Source organism: Adhaeribacter pallidiroseus (assembly GCF_003340495.1).
GTDB lineage: Bacteria > Bacteroidota > Bacteroidia > Cytophagales > Hymenobacteraceae > Adhaeribacter > Adhaeribacter pallidiroseus.
The window spans coordinates 1,245,335-1,259,267 of record NZ_QASA01000001.1 but is presented as its reverse complement, the minus strand read 5'-3'; the positions used below and the strand labels follow the sequence as shown (position 1 = coordinate 1,259,267).

Annotated in this window: 16 protein-coding genes; 11 read left to right on the top strand and 5 right to left on the bottom strand. The window is 41.4% G+C overall.

The features are described 5' to 3' along the window. Positions 1 to 37: 37 nt before the first annotated feature. The gene (locus tag AHMF7616_RS04970) at positions 38 to 994 is read left to right on the top strand and encodes a phospholipase A (RefSeq protein ID WP_115375471.1); all 957 of its coding nucleotides are present in this window, start codon (positions 38 to 40) and stop codon (positions 992 to 994) included. Next, positions 994 to 1,647 carry a Pr6Pr family membrane protein gene (locus AHMF7616_RS04965; protein ID WP_115371878.1) on the top strand — a complete coding sequence of 218 codons (654 nt, stop codon included), beginning with the start codon at positions 994 to 996 and terminating at the stop codon, positions 1,645 to 1,647. Before AHMF7616_RS04970 ends, AHMF7616_RS04965 begins: the two co-directional genes overlap by 1 nt. Before the next feature lie 210 nt (positions 1,648 to 1,857). Here the strand turns inward: AHMF7616_RS04965 and AHMF7616_RS04960 are convergent, their stop codons facing one another. From AHMF7616_RS04960 to AHMF7616_RS04950, 3 genes are all read right to left on the bottom strand, one after another. Beyond that, complete coding sequence (locus AHMF7616_RS04960) at positions 1,858 to 2,964, bottom strand: acyltransferase family protein (RefSeq protein ID WP_115371877.1); 1,107 nt, start codon at positions 2,962 to 2,964, stop codon at positions 1,858 to 1,860. Positions 2,965 to 3,462: 498 nt separating this feature from the next. Further along, positions 3,463 to 4,674: an FAD-dependent monooxygenase gene (locus AHMF7616_RS04955; RefSeq protein ID WP_115371876.1), complete on the bottom strand. Its 1,212-nt coding sequence runs from the start codon at positions 4,672 to 4,674 to the stop codon at positions 3,463 to 3,465. Between the two features lie 21 nt (positions 4,675 to 4,695). Continuing rightward, a complete protein-coding gene (locus AHMF7616_RS04950) occupies positions 4,696 to 5,592 on the bottom strand; it encodes a helix-turn-helix domain-containing protein (RefSeq protein ID WP_158546101.1) in 897 nt (298 codons plus the stop codon). Between the two features lie 478 nt (positions 5,593 to 6,070). On the opposite strand from AHMF7616_RS04950, the gene AHMF7616_RS26155 reads away from it, so the two are divergent. The 9 genes from AHMF7616_RS26155 to AHMF7616_RS04910 all read left to right on the top strand — a co-directional run bounded on the left by AHMF7616_RS26155 (position 6,071) and on the right by AHMF7616_RS04910 (position 12,266). After that, positions 6,071 to 6,262, top strand: a complete 192-nt coding sequence (locus AHMF7616_RS26155) for a hypothetical protein (RefSeq protein WP_147275607.1) — start codon at positions 6,071 to 6,073, stop codon at positions 6,260 to 6,262. Positions 6,263 to 6,595: 333 nt separating this feature from the next. Continuing rightward, positions 6,596 to 7,498, top strand: coding sequence for an NAD(P)H-binding protein (locus tag AHMF7616_RS04945; protein ID WP_115371874.1), 903 nt, complete (start codon positions 6,596 to 6,598; stop codon positions 7,496 to 7,498). A gap of 6 nt (positions 7,499 to 7,504) precedes the next feature. Beyond that, entirely contained in the window at positions 7,505 to 7,996 is a 492-nt protein-coding gene (locus AHMF7616_RS04940; protein WP_115371873.1) for a DUF1097 domain-containing protein, read from the top strand. 27 nt (positions 7,997 to 8,023) lie between these two features. Beyond that, positions 8,024 to 8,746, top strand: coding sequence for an SDR family oxidoreductase (locus tag AHMF7616_RS04935; RefSeq protein WP_115371872.1), 723 nt, complete (start codon positions 8,024 to 8,026; stop codon positions 8,744 to 8,746). Positions 8,747 to 8,923: 177 nt separating this feature from the next. After that, on the top strand, positions 8,924 to 9,847 hold the full coding sequence (locus AHMF7616_RS04930; RefSeq protein WP_115371871.1) for a helix-turn-helix domain-containing protein: 924 nt from the start codon (positions 8,924 to 8,926) through the stop codon (positions 9,845 to 9,847). Between the two features lie 98 nt (positions 9,848 to 9,945). Further along, positions 9,946 to 10,638, top strand: coding sequence for a helix-turn-helix transcriptional regulator (locus AHMF7616_RS04925; RefSeq protein ID WP_115371870.1), 693 nt, complete (start codon positions 9,946 to 9,948; stop codon positions 10,636 to 10,638). 97 nt (positions 10,639 to 10,735) lie between these two features. Continuing rightward, positions 10,736 to 11,128, top strand: a complete 393-nt coding sequence (locus AHMF7616_RS04920; protein ID WP_115371869.1) for a RidA family protein — start codon at positions 10,736 to 10,738, stop codon at positions 11,126 to 11,128. A 106-nt stretch (positions 11,129 to 11,234) separates the two neighbouring features. Beyond that, complete coding sequence (locus AHMF7616_RS04915) at positions 11,235 to 11,651, top strand: DUF1761 domain-containing protein (protein ID WP_115371868.1); 417 nt, start codon at positions 11,235 to 11,237, stop codon at positions 11,649 to 11,651. A 9-nt stretch (positions 11,652 to 11,660) separates the two neighbouring features. Then, positions 11,661 to 12,266: a YdeI/OmpD-associated family protein gene (locus tag AHMF7616_RS04910; RefSeq protein ID WP_115371867.1), complete on the top strand. Its 606-nt coding sequence runs from the start codon at positions 11,661 to 11,663 to the stop codon at positions 12,264 to 12,266. A gap of 101 nt (positions 12,267 to 12,367) precedes the next feature. On the opposite strand, the gene AHMF7616_RS04905 is transcribed toward AHMF7616_RS04910, so the two are convergent. Together AHMF7616_RS04905 and AHMF7616_RS04900 are read right to left on the bottom strand one after the other, a co-directional pair. Beyond that, entirely contained in the window at positions 12,368 to 12,709 is a 342-nt protein-coding gene (locus AHMF7616_RS04905) for an EthD domain-containing protein (RefSeq protein WP_115371866.1), read from the bottom strand. A 64-nt stretch (positions 12,710 to 12,773) separates the two neighbouring features. Beyond that, positions 12,774 to 13,376, bottom strand: coding sequence for a Crp/Fnr family transcriptional regulator (locus AHMF7616_RS04900; RefSeq protein ID WP_233507331.1), 603 nt, complete (start codon positions 13,374 to 13,376; stop codon positions 12,774 to 12,776). Positions 13,377 to 13,933: the final 557 nt, after the last annotated feature.

The window sequence follows — 13,933 nt, the reverse complement described above, 5'->3', positions numbered from 1 at the left end:
GAATTTTAAAAGCATTAATCTTACCTGGTTTAACTCTATGAAAAAAACCTACCCTATTACGCATGCCGGCCAATGTTTCTTAAAAACTATTAGGGGGTGTGTTCCTTTTATAACCTTGCTCGGGTCCAGCTGTCCACTCTCCGAAGCCCAAGCTCAGGTAGCGCCCTTATTCGAAGAAAAGCTGGATGCGCATCGTTTAACGGACCGTTGGGAACTAGATTCTACGACCCGACGGGGCACTTTTTTGATTACCCCTTATAAGCCCGTCTACATTACTGCTGGGCGTAAGTCCAGTAATCCGAATGAGCAACCTTTCAGTGAAAACCCACTCTACTCCTCGCCTATTAAGTATGATTACGGCAAGTACGAAGCAAAATTTCAGTTAAGTTTTAAAACCAAAGTTTGGCAAGGCATCTGGGGCCGGCACGGCGATTTGTGGGTGGCCTATACCCAAAAGTCACATTGGCAAATTTACAACGTCGGCTTTTCCCGTCCTTTCCGGGAAACCAACTATGAACCGGAAGTGCTACTGAACTTTGCTACTACTTTCAACGTGCTCGGTTTTAAAGCCCGCATGATGGGCCTAGCCATGAACCATCAATCGAATGGTCGCTCCTTGCCTCTCTCTCGGAGCTGGAACCGGGTGATTGCGTACGTAGCTCTAGAACGGAATAAGTGGACTATTTACCTGCGGCCTTGGTACCGATTACCGGATACAGACGATGAAAACCCGGCGATTACCGATTACGTGGGTAGAGGTGATGCTACTTTAATCTATAATGGCGGCCGTAGTCTGTATTCTCTAACCGGCAGTCACTCTTTACGATTAGGAAACAAAAACCATGGACAATTAATATTTGACTGGACTTACCGCGTGGCAGGTCACCTGAAAGGCCATTTGCAACTTTCGCACGGTTATGGAGAAACGCTGATTGATTATAACCACCGCCAAAGTACCATTGGAATAGCGGTTTCGTTGATTGAATGGTTATAATGACACATAAATTGATAAAAAATAACATGCGTAAGGGTATTCTAACACTTATTTTCTTATTAGAATGGATTGCCTTAATAAGCCAGTTCTACCTGAACCTCCACAGTCAAATTGCCTCTCCTGCAGAAACCATTATCCGGTATTTTAGCTACTTTACGCTGGACACTAACCTCATTATTGCTTTGCTCAGTACCTGTTTGCTGTTAATGCCAAACTCCAAAATAGCTGCTTTCTTTTCCAAACAAGCCACGCAAACGGCAGTAGCTATTTATATTTTTATAGTGGGGCTTATCTATAATCTCGTGCTACGTTTTATCTGGGATCCCCAAGGCCTTCAAATGTTGGTGGACGAACTCCTGCACGTAGTGAATCCGGTACTTTTTATCATTTATTGGATACTATTCAGCCACCAGGACCAGTTAAACTGGAAAATCATTTTATACTGGCTCATTTACCCTTTTGCTTATCTGCTTTTTGTTTTAATTCGCGCCAATTGGACCAGCTTTTATCCTTATCCATTTCTTAATGTTAAAACAATCGGTATTCAGTCTGTTCTCCTCAATTGCCTGGGTATATCCCTGCTCTTCCTCGTTCTTTCCGCTATTTTCTTAACCTGGGGAAACTTTATTGCCAAAAAAAATCTTTTGCTCTGACCAAGCCATAATTAGCTTGCTCTTTCCTTGTTTTGATTCCTGCTAAATAGACTTATTTAAAATGATTTGTCCTGTCCTGAAAGAAGTTATTAAAAAATAGTCAACCTCTTTCAGGACCACTAAATTTTAAATTAAAAAGGTGCTAGTGGGTCAATGCTCTTGATTAACCAACGATTACTTGTGGGCAACCATATTTACCCTATTCTACTCCTACGCCAGCTTTTTTCGCAACCATTGGCGAACCGGCTCATCATACCATTTCCGGGCGGCATAGGCCAAAATAATACTGCTGGTTAAAATAAGTAACGCATAGGGCCATACCTGCCCAAGCGTTACACCTTTATGATTGCTGATCCAGGCCACGTAAAAATAGACTAGTGGGTAATGTACCATATAAAGCGGATAGGATATACCCCCTAAGAATTGGCAGATCCGGTTCTCTCTGGGCGTTGACGTTACCCCGCTGGCCCCCAGATATACGATCAGCGGGAAAACAATGATTATGCAAACAGCGTCATAGATCCCGTTCAGCCAAACCTGCTCTGCACCGCCGATGCGCGGCATATACAGAACAATTGCCACTAAAAGGCTACACCAGAAAAAGGCATTTATAATACGCGTTGGTTTCGCTACCCGAGAAAGTAACAGACCGGCAAAGAAAGGGTACATGGTACGGGTTAGCCCTATGCGTACCTGTTCCACATTCAAGGTCCAGCCACCACTCACGTCACCGTTGGTAATGGCCAGGTGGGTTAGGGCGATAGCCGCGAGTCCGACGAAGATACTTAAGGCCGTTTTAGAGAATTTCCGGATCCAGACCGCATAAAGAATGTTGGCCAGGTATTCAAAGAACAAGGACCAGCCCACACTATTTAAGGGGTGCATCTCCTGCCAGCCCCGTATATCCAGCGATAAGGGCACAGGCAAGATCGTGTAACCGATCAGCAGTACCAGCAGCATCCTCCAGAACGGTACATTATGAATGAGCGGCCAGAGGGTAGAATCCGTAAAATAGAAGCCGATAGCGCCTAAGCTCATTCCCAAAATCACCAAGGGTTGCAGCCGTTCAATCCGGCGTTTAAAAAAACTACCCAGGCTCATCCTGGGCCAACGGTCGTCGTAAGCATAGCCGATCACGAATCCGGATAATAAGAAGAAAAAGTCGACCGCCAGATAACCGTGATTGACCATTTTATCTAAATTACTGGTGGAGAATGGTTCAGCCAGGTGAAAGGTAACCACGATAATGGCGGCGACTCCGCGCAAACCGTCTAAGATGGGGTAGTGTGGCTTAGTGGCCAGCGCATTATTGTTCATTAATAAAATGGGATATACCAATCAGAAAATAAAATCGGCGCAAATTATAAAAAGAATGCATTTAACTCTTAAATAAGCCAAAAGTCAGATAAAAGCTTTTATTTAAACTAATATTCGTTATCAAAGAAAATCTATTTAAACACCCCTGAACGGGTTTGTTTGGTACGCCTTTTCTGGTATTTTTAAAAAATATGTAAAAACAAGTTGATTTACTCTCTTTCCTCATTACTAAGTTACAGGACAAATTACAAGGTATATTACTCTATAAAAAACACGTGGCTAAACTATTGAATTTTAAATATTTAGATCATATTTTGTCTTGATACTTGTGTCTTACTACTTGTGTCTTGTTACTCAGCAAGTATATTCCATGCTAGTCGCAATTTTCCTTTAGGAGCCAAAAAAATAGTTTAGCAAAACAATCTTATAAGTCTTTTTACGTAAGGCAAGGGGGGTCAATCTCCGAAAAATTGGCATTCTAAGAGAGTTTTTGGTCTATCAAAGGTACTCGCTTCCTGACGACTGATTATAATCCGGCAATTCCAATTCCATTTCCGGATTTTTTTTCTGGCTGAACAAGCCGGTTGTCCATTGGACCGGTCCGCTTCCCAGCAAACGGTAAACGCTGTTTAATAGGCCAACTCCCAACCGCGAGGTCGGATACACCAAGGACGGAACGCCCGGTGGTAATTTCTGGCACTTCTCTACATAAGGACGCATTCGCTGCTCGTACGCCTGGAAAGCTTCTGCATAGGTGTTTCCCCGGGAGAGTTCCCCGGCCAGAATATAGGCGCCAGCCATGGCCAAATCGGTTCCCTTGCCGGCAATGGGAGTCGCACAGTAAGCCGCATCGCCCACCAAGGCTACCCGGCCAGTACTCCACCGCGACGCTTTAACCTGGCTGACCTTGTCAAAATACAGGTCAGTGGTACGCTCAATTTCTTTAACTAGCCTTTCCGATTCCCAATCAGTACCTTTAATCCGGTCGATCAGCACTTTTTTTTGTTCCGCTAGTGTCAGGTCCCGGTACTGCTCGTCCCGCGAAAAAAAAGTAATGGAGGCTCTTGTTTCTCCATAATTGTCTGGCCGTAGGATAAACACTACCCCACCCGGAGCGTTGTACCACCGAGCCCAACGGCTGTCGGTTGCAGCTTTGCTTATGGTTAAGTAGGCCGTATATAAGTTCAGGAATTTAAAATTGGGCGGATGGCTAAAAGCTAATTGACGAGTGTGGGAACCAATGCCTTCCGCCACAATCAGCAAATCAAAATCTTCGCTATGTCCGCTGGCAAAATTAACAGCCAGGTGATTTTCTGATTCCATTAGATTTGAAACCGAGTCGCCGAAGCGGTAACAGACGTTATTTTTGGTACGCTCATACAAAATTTGAACCAGGTCACCACGCAGGATCTCCAGTTCTTGCGTCATACTCAGGGCATTTTCCTTAGGAAATTCCGCCAGAGTCTGATTTCGTCCGTTGACAAAACGAATGCCGATTTCCGTAGTGTTGGCTGCCCGGATGTTTTCTTCTAAACCCATTTTTTGGGCAATTGCCCATGCCGGTCCTTTCACATCAATGTTCTGGCCGCCTAAACGCAGTTTGCTGGCCCGTTCCACTACCGTAACCGCAAATCCGTAATGGTGCAGCCAGTATGCCAAGGTTGGGCCGGTGATACTAGCCCCGGTAATTAAAACTTTTTTAATTTTCATATAAGCACGGGGCAATAACGTTTAAAAAAGAATTTCCTCGGCGATATGATCTTGTTGGCCTAAAGCATTGATAATTATCTCCGGGGAAATGGGTAGGCCTTCGATGCGCAGGATACGGTCCTGGTCCTCCAGGTCAAAGTTCGCCTGGTGGTTAGGCAATAGTTTTAGCAGCGCTTTTAGGATGAGAGTAGCTTCTGCGGAAGTAGTTACATCAGTTTTAAAAATCAGGACGGTTTTCCGGAAGTTGGCAGGGTTCCGCTGATGGGCTTTCCGGAAAGCAGTTGGCGATGTTGCAGTTACTTTGGCAAACAGGCGAATAAAGTACTTAGCATCCTGATAGCCCAGCAAATAAGCGATTTCCTTTACGGACAGAGAAGTGTAAAGCAGCTGCCGCTGTGCCTCCCCCATAGATTCCTGCTGAATAAAGTAAGTGGCCCGAAAGCCCGTCATGGATTTAACCGTATCATTCAAGTAACTCACCGACAGGTGCATTAGGGCGGCGTAATCCGCTGGCTTTCTTAGGCGAAGAAAGTGGATTTTAATTAACTTTATGAACTGTTGCGTGATCTCGACCGGTCGGGCAGCGTAAGAGGGTAGAGAGTACTGCGAATTGTACAGGTTGGCAACTTTATAATAGACGCCGTTGATCAATGCTTGTAGCAGTTGCAACTGAAACAGGCCGGGATTTTCGGCCACGGTGGTCGCATGGGTAAGGTTCAAGCATTGGTGGAAGAAAGAAAATTCCGCAGCTGTTAATTGGAAGTGTGGTATTTTTCCAACTGGCTGTTCGACCACCGCCCGCGCTTTGGGATCCAGAAATTTACCGTCGAATGAAGTAACCCATCCGGAGATTTCGGCCGCGTGCAGGCAGCAGTGCACCTGGCCGGGATAGATCAGCAGCATAGATCGTGCTTCCATACTTACGCGTTGGGCATCGACCATTAATTCAAGGCACCCGCTAGCTAATAGAAAAAGAGAATGATAATCATGGCGATGGGGATCGAAAGCCGGTGTAACTTCTTCGGTAGGGAGAAAGTCATCCCGCATGGGGGAAATTACCAGTCCATAAGGGCTAGTGGCTAATTCAAAAAGATGAATCTCCTCTTTCTTCATAAGTACCTGGCTCAACATAGGATGCGCAACAAAAGTAAACCCTTGTTCTGGTGTTTTAACCACCCGAAATCCGGATTAAGGTGGACATAAGGCATAAAATTAATTTCTTCTTTTACTTTCCACTGACAGCAAGGCTATCAATAAGTTTATCTTTAAATTCTTACCTGACTTTAGCTTCTGTAAACTCAATTTGCCTTGTAATTAAAAGTTAAGTAAAATGGCTATTCTCTCCGGAGAAACAAAGCAGGCTTGCTCCTAACCCTTTGAAAACACCCTTTATCAAGTGGATGTTGGAAAACAGCCACACTATTGCGGGTTTATTGCAACAAATCCGCAACTAAACAACCATACAAAAAGTCCTTATTATGCTTTTTCTCTCGTTAGTGGCAGCAAAATAAATAGTGTTGGCCACAAAACTGCCACTAAAAAGATGGCATTTGCAACAAACAAAATGGAATGGAATGCTGAATTTTAATTAAGGGAAAGTTACTATTCCTCTCCTACTAACCAAACTTAGCCTGATAAGCCGTATTATATAAAAAACAGTGAGTCGTTCTAAAGAAGGTTGATTTATCCTAAAAAACGCTGATCGTTTATTTTTAATTCTTATTGGGAGTTAATCATGATGAAGTTCATCTTGTTTTCGTTATTCGCCAGATTTTTAAATCTATTCTTATTGTTATCTTATCGTTCTTAATAAAATCAAACATTTAAAGCAATAGTATACTTTTTGACTACAACTAAAGGCGATTCGGCTACACCTGTTTTTTTATTGTTGCTCACCTTTACAACAACAAAAAACAGAAATATGAAAATCACACTTACAGGTTCGTTAGGAAACATTGGCCAACCCCTTACCGAGAATTTAATAGCAAAAAGACATTCTATTACGGTTGTTAGCAGTAACTCAGAAAAGAAGGGATACATCGAAGCATTAGGTGCCAAACCCGCTATCGGCACAATCGAAAATGTAGATTTTCTTACCCAGGCATTTACCGGTGCAGACGCAGTTTATTTAATGGAGCCTCCGGTTAGCTTCTTCGATCATACCCTCAACATTACTGACTATTACAGCAATCTAGGTCACAATTTTGTACAAGCCATCCGGCAATCGGGGGTAAAGCGGGTGGTGCATCTCAGCAGCATTGGCGCTCATCTAGGCAAAGGCAACGGCATACTACTATTTCATCACTTGGTAGAAAGTATTTTAAAAAAACTGTCTTCAGATGTAGTCCTGATCCATATTCGTCCGCTTGCTTTTTACTACAATTTAGTAGGCTTTTTACCCGTCATTAAAAATTCCGGATTAATCGCTGCCAATTATGGTGGTGATGATCTAATTCCCTGGGTCTCGCCCATCGATATTGCCGCTGTGATTGCGGAGGAACTTACAACATTGACTGAGGAGAAAAAAATACGGTATGTAGTAAGCGATGAGCTGACCTGTAATAGAACAGCCAGTATTCTGGGTGCCGCTATCGGAAAGCCTGACTTAAAATGGGTAGTTATTTCTGATGAACAAATGCAGAGCCGCCTAGAATCCATCGGCGTGGCGCCCCACTTGGCAGCTGGTTTAGTAGAAATGAACGCAGCCATGCATTCCGGCAAATTATTCGAAGATTATAATCAAAACTTACCCGCCGTTTTCGGGAAAGTAAAAATGACGGATTACGCCCAAGAATTCGCAGCAATTTTTAAAAATAATAAATAAATCAGTATGAAAACTTTCTTATTTGGTGCCATCATGGGGCTGTTCGGAGCCTTGGCCGTGTATCTATCTATTTCGTTGGAGTGGCCGGGTTGGGTATTGTTTATGGCTTGGATTTGTTTTTACTTGTACGGTAAATCGGTCCAAAAATCACTTAATATATACCTACAGATTATTTTAGGAATTGGGTTGAGTGTACTAATTGAGCTTGCAGGAGAATTCTTAGCGGGCTTTGTCGGCGAATTTGGTCCGTACTTGGCCATCTTTATCTTAATCGGTTCATTGGCATTTTTAATTAAAATTAAAAATCTGCACGATCTAACGGCCTGGTTTTTCGGATTAGTTGTTTTTTACGGAGCAGAACCAACTATAGCGCTTATTCCCATAATTAAACAATTGTTCCTGCCGCTGGCCGCTGGGTTTACATTAGGTTATGGGGTAGATTTTATCGTAACCAAGCTTGTTCATAGCGGCTCGACCTCTCAGGCAGGCAGCCATTAACCCGTTTATATTTTCACAAACTACAATATGAAAACTGTATTGATAACCGGGGCCAATAAAGGAATAGGTTTTGCAACCGCTAAACAATTAGCGCAATTAGGATACTATGTTTACTTAGCCAGCAGGGATAAACAAAAAGGCAATGATGCGGTAAGCAAATTGAAAGATGGCGGTCTTTTAAATGTTGATGCCATCGAAATGGATGTTACGGATCTCAATTCCATAAAACAGGCAAAATCAGAATTAGAATTAAAAATTGCTGTTTTAGATATTTTAATAAACAACGCCGGCATTAGCGGAGAGCAGCCACAAAACAGCTCCACCTGCGCCATCGCAAACTTACGCCAAGTATTCGACACCAATTATTTTGGTGCTGTACAAACCACGCAGCAATTTATTCCTCTTTTAAAAAAAGCGAATCTACCCGTTATTGTGAATGTTTCGAGTGAAGTTGGGTCTTTAACGCTGCATAGCAGCCCTGCGCGCAATTCCAATTGGGACTTTTATCATGCCTACGGGTCTTCAAAAACCGCCCTGAATGCTTTTACTGTGATGCTAGCGCATGAATATAGAAATACTAAATTTAAAATCAACAGTGTTACGCCGGGTTATACCGCTACGGACCTGAATCAATCCAGAGGAACAAAATCAGTAGAAGAAGGAGCCCGCCCGATAGTTAAACTTGCCACCATGGAGCATAATGGCCCAACCGGAAAATTCTTTCGGGAAGAAGGGGAAGTACCCTGGTAAAGGATTCTTGCACGGGTAGGTCTTTAGGTACTATAAAGTGATTATATTACCTACTGGGACAAAATTAAATGAATAAAGATTGATAATGATGTAGTTGATTAGCATATCTCTATGAACCGAATAACAAACAACAAACAACAAACAACTACTTATAAAGCTCATTCGGAAGCACATACTATGAAAGATTTACCAATCCAAAGATTAAAAACCATCCGTGATTTTCATCGTTCCAGAGGCTTACCTCAGCCCGAACATCCTTTAATCAGTGTGGTCGATTATTCAACCATTAAACATAATCCGGCTAATAATGCTGTTAGTTGGGTGCTTGATTTTTATTCGATCGCGTTGAAAAGAAATGCTCATGCTAAATTTAAATACGGGCAGCAGCAATATGATTTTGATGAAGGCGTGCTGTTTTTTATTATGCCCGGACAAGTCTTTAGCACCCAAGTGGAGGAGAATAATGCTGCTTTAAAGAAATCAGGTTGGATATTGCTGCTTCACCCCGATTTCTTATGGAATACAGCCTTAGCTAAAAATATAAAACGTTACGAATACTTCGGTTATTCCGTAAATGAGGCCTTATTTTTATCTGAAAAGGAGGAAGCTACGCTTAACAACGTCATTCAAAACATCCAGCAAGAATATCATTCCACCATCGACAAGTTTAGTCAGGATATCATTATTTCGCAGATTGAAACTTTACTAAATTATGCCGAACGGTTTTATCACCGCCAGTTTATTACCCGAAAAATTAGTAATCATAAAATCCTGGACCGTTTGGAAGAATTGCTTACGGCTTACTTTAACAGCGATGATTTAGTACTAAAAGGATTACCTACTGTTCAATTCATCTCGAAAAATTTAAATATATCGCCCAATTACCTACGCAGTTTGCTTAAAGTGTTAACCGGCCAGAGCACCCAGCAACACATCCACGATAAATTAATTGAAAAAGCAAAAGAAAAGTTATCCGTAACGAATTTATCGGTAAGCGAAATTGCCTACGAATTAGGTTTTGAACATCCGCAGTCGTTCAGTAAACTATTTAAAAACAAGACCAACTTATCCCCTTTAGAATTTAGACAATCATTTAGCTGAAAACCTACCTAGCAAACCAGGTAATGCCCCACTATGCGGTTAATGGAATGGTAACCCTCTCATAAATCGACCAGGTACTTGTTAGCCTAAATTAAAAGATGTACGAAAACGAGACAAATCGACTTTCCCGACTTACGGCAATTTTAACTCAATTGCAAACCAAACGCCTAATTACCGCCACAAGCTTGGCCGACAAATTTCAGGTTAGTATAAGAACCATTTACCGCGATATCAGAGCATTAGAACAATCGGGGGTTCCTATTATTACCGAAGAAGGCAAAGGTTATACCTTAATGGAAGGGTACAAAATTCCTCCGGTTATGTTTACGGAAAATCAAGCAAATGCCTTAATTCTGGCCGAACAATTAGTGTTAAAAAACAAAGATTCTTCTTTTGTAAAGGATTATGTCGAGGCAATTGATAAAATTAAAGCCGTATTAGGCTATTCTTTAAAAGACAAAGCTAACCTGCTGGCCGAACGGACCCGATTTAATCAAAACAGCAACAGCGAAAAAAACAGTAACAACTTATCTCAACTGCAATTTGCCCTTACTAATTTTTGTCTGACCAAAATAGAATACAGCAACGAAGCCAATAACATTACCAGCCGATTAATTGAGCCTTTTGCCTTAGTAAGCACCACGGAAAATTGGTTACTGGTAGCTTGGTGCCGCTTACGAAAAGAATTTCGCTATTTCCGTTTGGATCGAATAAAGCATCTGGAAATTCTATCCAACAAGTTCTCGCCCCATAAAATGACTCTCCAAGAATTTTTCGATAAATCGCATTAAATATTTCACCCCTGACATAAGGCTGTCACTAGCCGGACTTACCTTTATATTATTAAGGAACCAACCACTTTTTCAACTAATCTAAAACACAATAAAAATGGAAAAACGCACAATTGACCCTTGGCAATGGGGTGAAAGAACTAATTCCGTACAGGCCGTTGAAATAAAAAATCCGGTAGGAACGCTTTATTGCTCCGGGCAGGTAGCCATTGATGCGAATGGACAACCTAGTACCGGCGACATGAGAGCCCAACTGTTGCAAACCATCCAGAATTTAGAACAACTTATTAGTGAGGCCGGGTATGCATGCAGCGGTATTGTGCGGTTAAATGTTTTTACTACTTCTACCACCGAGTTTTTCACTACGTGCGTGGATGTTTATCAAGCGTTCACCGCCAAGCATGGCATTCGCCAAGCAACTACGTTAATTGAAGTGCAAGGGCTTTTTGCCGGATTAACCGTGGAACTGGAAGCTACGGTGGTGAAGTAGTCCGGAAAGTACATTAAAAAGGAGTTTCATAAAATGTGACCTCCTTTTTAATGTTTTAAAATTAAAACAAATCAGTGCATACAATCAAATTTAAAAATATACTAGTATGATGAGTCAGTTAGCAAATATTAATTGGATTAGCGTTTTGATAGCCTTTGTAGCTTACACGATACTCGGTGGAGTTTGGTTTACCGTACTGTTTAAAAAGCAGTACGCGATTTCCTTGGGAAAAGAAAATGAGTTACCTGCTAAACCAGCTCCCATCTTCATTATTGGCCCGGCAGTTTGCTCCTTCATCATCACCATTACGAGTGCCCTGTTGCTCTATGCTTTAGGCCTAGATACTTATAGCCAAGCCATGGGGTTTGCCTTTATCGTGGGTGGAGGCTATTTGGTAGCCAATACCTTCAACATTGCTATCAACCCGAATATACCCTATCCCATTCATTACGGAATAATCAGTGGCGCCTATCATTTAGTGGGTATCTTTATAGTAAGTATTGTTTTAGTGGCCATGAGATAGCAAGAAGCCATGCAAAAAAAAGATATAGCTACTTTTTGTCCCGCTAGCCAAAAAGATTGGCGGCAATGGTTAGTAGACAATCATCAATCTAAACAAGCGGTAGGGCTCATATTTTATAAAAAGAAATCCGGTATGCCTACTATCTCCTGGAGCCACGCCGTAGACGAAGCACTTTGCTTTGGATGGATTGATAGTAAGAAAATAGCACTGGACCAAGACAAGTTTATGCAGTTTTTTACCCAGCGAAAACCTAACGGAACTTGGTCGAAAGTGAATAAAGAAAAAATTAAACATCTTATTGGTAAAGGCTTGATGACGCCAGCTGGTTTTGCAAGCATTGACCGGGCAAAACAAAATGGATCTTGGACCATTCTAGACGAAGTAGAAAAATTAATAATACCTCTGGACCTGGCAAAAGAGTTTGAAACTAAAAAAGGCTCACAGGATTTTTTCCTTCGTTTAAGCAAATCAGTAAGAAAAGCTCTTCTGCAACGGCTGGCCGTGGCCAAACTACCAGTAACTAGGCAAAAAAGGATGGCCGAAATAGCTGATCTAGTCAGTCAGAAGTTAGAAACCGAAAAATTGGACAAACCTTCCCAATTAAAAAGGAAGTAATTTTTCTTCGGACAATTGTAGAAGGCCACTAAAAATGAAGGGTCTCCATTCTATATTTTTAAAACTGGACAGTTTGGGAATCAACTGCCCAGTTGCAATTATTACATTACGTGGTTTTCGGTAGTAATTAAAAAGCCGCACTCATTCAAGGCAAGAAACTTCTCTTCGTCAGGACGAACAATTGCTAGGTATTGCGTTGACCCAAATACTTTACCAATGGATGCTACATCATCAAACCACAACTCGGTAATGCCATTATAGTAAGTATCAGGAAAGCCGGGCAATGCTACCGGCACCGCATGACTTTGTACATACTTATGAACGTACTGTTTCACTTCCGGCAAAGACGTAAATAAAGGCGCATGCTGCGTTTTGTGATAATCAACAAAATCGGTCTGATTTATATCAGCTCGCTTGCGAAGGAAAATTGAAAATTTAACCATAGTATTTTTATATTAGCAAAGGTGAGTAATCCGTTAGTCGTAAAAATTGACTTTGGTTAAGAAATTATTTTTCAGAAATTCTTTTGCGAATACGGCTGAGAGATTCTGGCTTGACACCCAAATACGAGGAAAGATGAGCTAAAGTAACCTGGTTAATTAAAGTGGGATTTGTTTTTAAAAGGTACTTGTACCGTTCTTCTGGTTTCATAAAAAGCAGCATCTCCACTCGCTCGTTCAGCTGCAAATACACATGCTCGGCCATAGCTCGGCCAAAGTAATTCCACCGGGCATATAACTTATAGATATGTTGGACAGATACATAAGGTATCAGGAGAAGCTCCACATCCTGCATTGCTTCCCAATAATACCGGGATGGTTTCTGCGTAAGGAAACTCTGAAAATCTACAAAAAAGTTACCGCCCTCGGTAAAACGGAAGCTAATCTCTTTTCCATTATCTAAATAATACATTCTTACCAAACCGTTACATAAAAAGTATATGTATCGACACACCTGATTTTCCTGTAAAATCAACTCTCCTTTCTTTACTGTCCTACTTTTTAGAACGGGTAATAGGTTCTCAAAATCCTCGAGTTCCATTGGCATGATAGCAGTAACGGCTTGTTTAAAGCTGTTTAGACACATTTCGGCGGCAGAAAATTTGTTCAATTGTTTTTATTTATACTTGATAATACATATAGCTAGTATTTTAGAGAAGGTAGTCTTACGAGAAGATTCTGGAGAGAGAAAACGGGCACAATGTTGTTTTTTTGTTGCTCACACAATAAAATAATAACAAAAATAAAGGAACGAGCAACAAATAAAATGGTGTGAAGCACTTCGCTTCAAAAAAAAAGGCGACGCTACCCTCTTACTCGGCTAACCCAGTCCTATAAGTCCACTTAGGTCAAGCAGCCTCTAACTTTAATACGTTAAAATGATTTTCGAGAAGAATAGCCAACAAAAAATCTAAAACTACCCGGTCTTTTTTTTATAAAAAATATTTGATAGTGTATTTAAAATCGAAACAATGAAGTAATTGGGCCATTGTTGCATTTAAAATAAAAGTTGAAATTTGAAGCTGGAAAGAACAAGCAAACTATACCGGCCAGGGAATTTACTTTAGAAATCTTTTCCAGAGGTCCAAATCCTTGACAAGAAATCTTAATAGTTTTCAAGGTTTTGTTTTTTAAAGTTATTCCTGTCTTTTTTTACCCACTTAAGCT

Excerpts from the sequence above, each read along its gene's own strand:
- AHMF7616_RS04910 (WP_115371867.1), top strand. The coding sequence starts at position 11,661 with ATGCAAAAAAAAGATATAGCTACTTTTTGTCCCGCTAGCCAAAAAGAT.
- AHMF7616_RS04950 (WP_158546101.1), bottom strand. The coding sequence starts at position 5,592 with ATGGAAGCACGATCTATGCTGCTGATCTATCCCGGCCAGGTGCACTGC.
- AHMF7616_RS04940 (WP_115371873.1), top strand. The coding sequence starts at position 7,505 with ATGAAAACTTTCTTATTTGGTGCCATCATGGGGCTGTTCGGAGCCTTG.
- AHMF7616_RS04915 (WP_115371868.1), top strand. The coding sequence starts at position 11,235 with ATGATGAGTCAGTTAGCAAATATTAATTGGATTAGCGTTTTGATAGCC.
- AHMF7616_RS04925 (WP_115371870.1), top strand. The coding sequence starts at position 9,946 with ATGTACGAAAACGAGACAAATCGACTTTCCCGACTTACGGCAATTTTA.
- AHMF7616_RS04965 (WP_115371878.1), top strand. The coding sequence starts at position 994 with ATGACACATAAATTGATAAAAAATAACATGCGTAAGGGTATTCTAACA.
- AHMF7616_RS04970 (WP_115375471.1), top strand. The coding sequence starts at position 38 with ATGAAAAAAACCTACCCTATTACGCATGCCGGCCAATGTTTCTTAAAA.
- AHMF7616_RS04960 (WP_115371877.1), bottom strand. The coding sequence starts at position 2,964 with ATGAACAATAATGCGCTGGCCACTAAGCCACACTACCCCATCTTAGAC.
- AHMF7616_RS04905 (WP_115371866.1), bottom strand. The coding sequence starts at position 12,709 with ATGGTTAAATTTTCAATTTTCCTTCGCAAGCGAGCTGATATAAATCAG.
- AHMF7616_RS04945 (WP_115371874.1), top strand. The coding sequence starts at position 6,596 with ATGAAAATCACACTTACAGGTTCGTTAGGAAACATTGGCCAACCCCTT.
- AHMF7616_RS04935 (WP_115371872.1), top strand. The coding sequence starts at position 8,024 with ATGAAAACTGTATTGATAACCGGGGCCAATAAAGGAATAGGTTTTGCA.
- AHMF7616_RS04920 (WP_115371869.1), top strand. The coding sequence starts at position 10,736 with ATGGAAAAACGCACAATTGACCCTTGGCAATGGGGTGAAAGAACTAAT.
- AHMF7616_RS04955 (WP_115371876.1), bottom strand. The coding sequence starts at position 4,674 with ATGAAAATTAAAAAAGTTTTAATTACCGGGGCTAGTATCACCGGCCCA.
- AHMF7616_RS04930 (WP_115371871.1), top strand. The coding sequence starts at position 8,924 with ATGAAAGATTTACCAATCCAAAGATTAAAAACCATCCGTGATTTTCAT.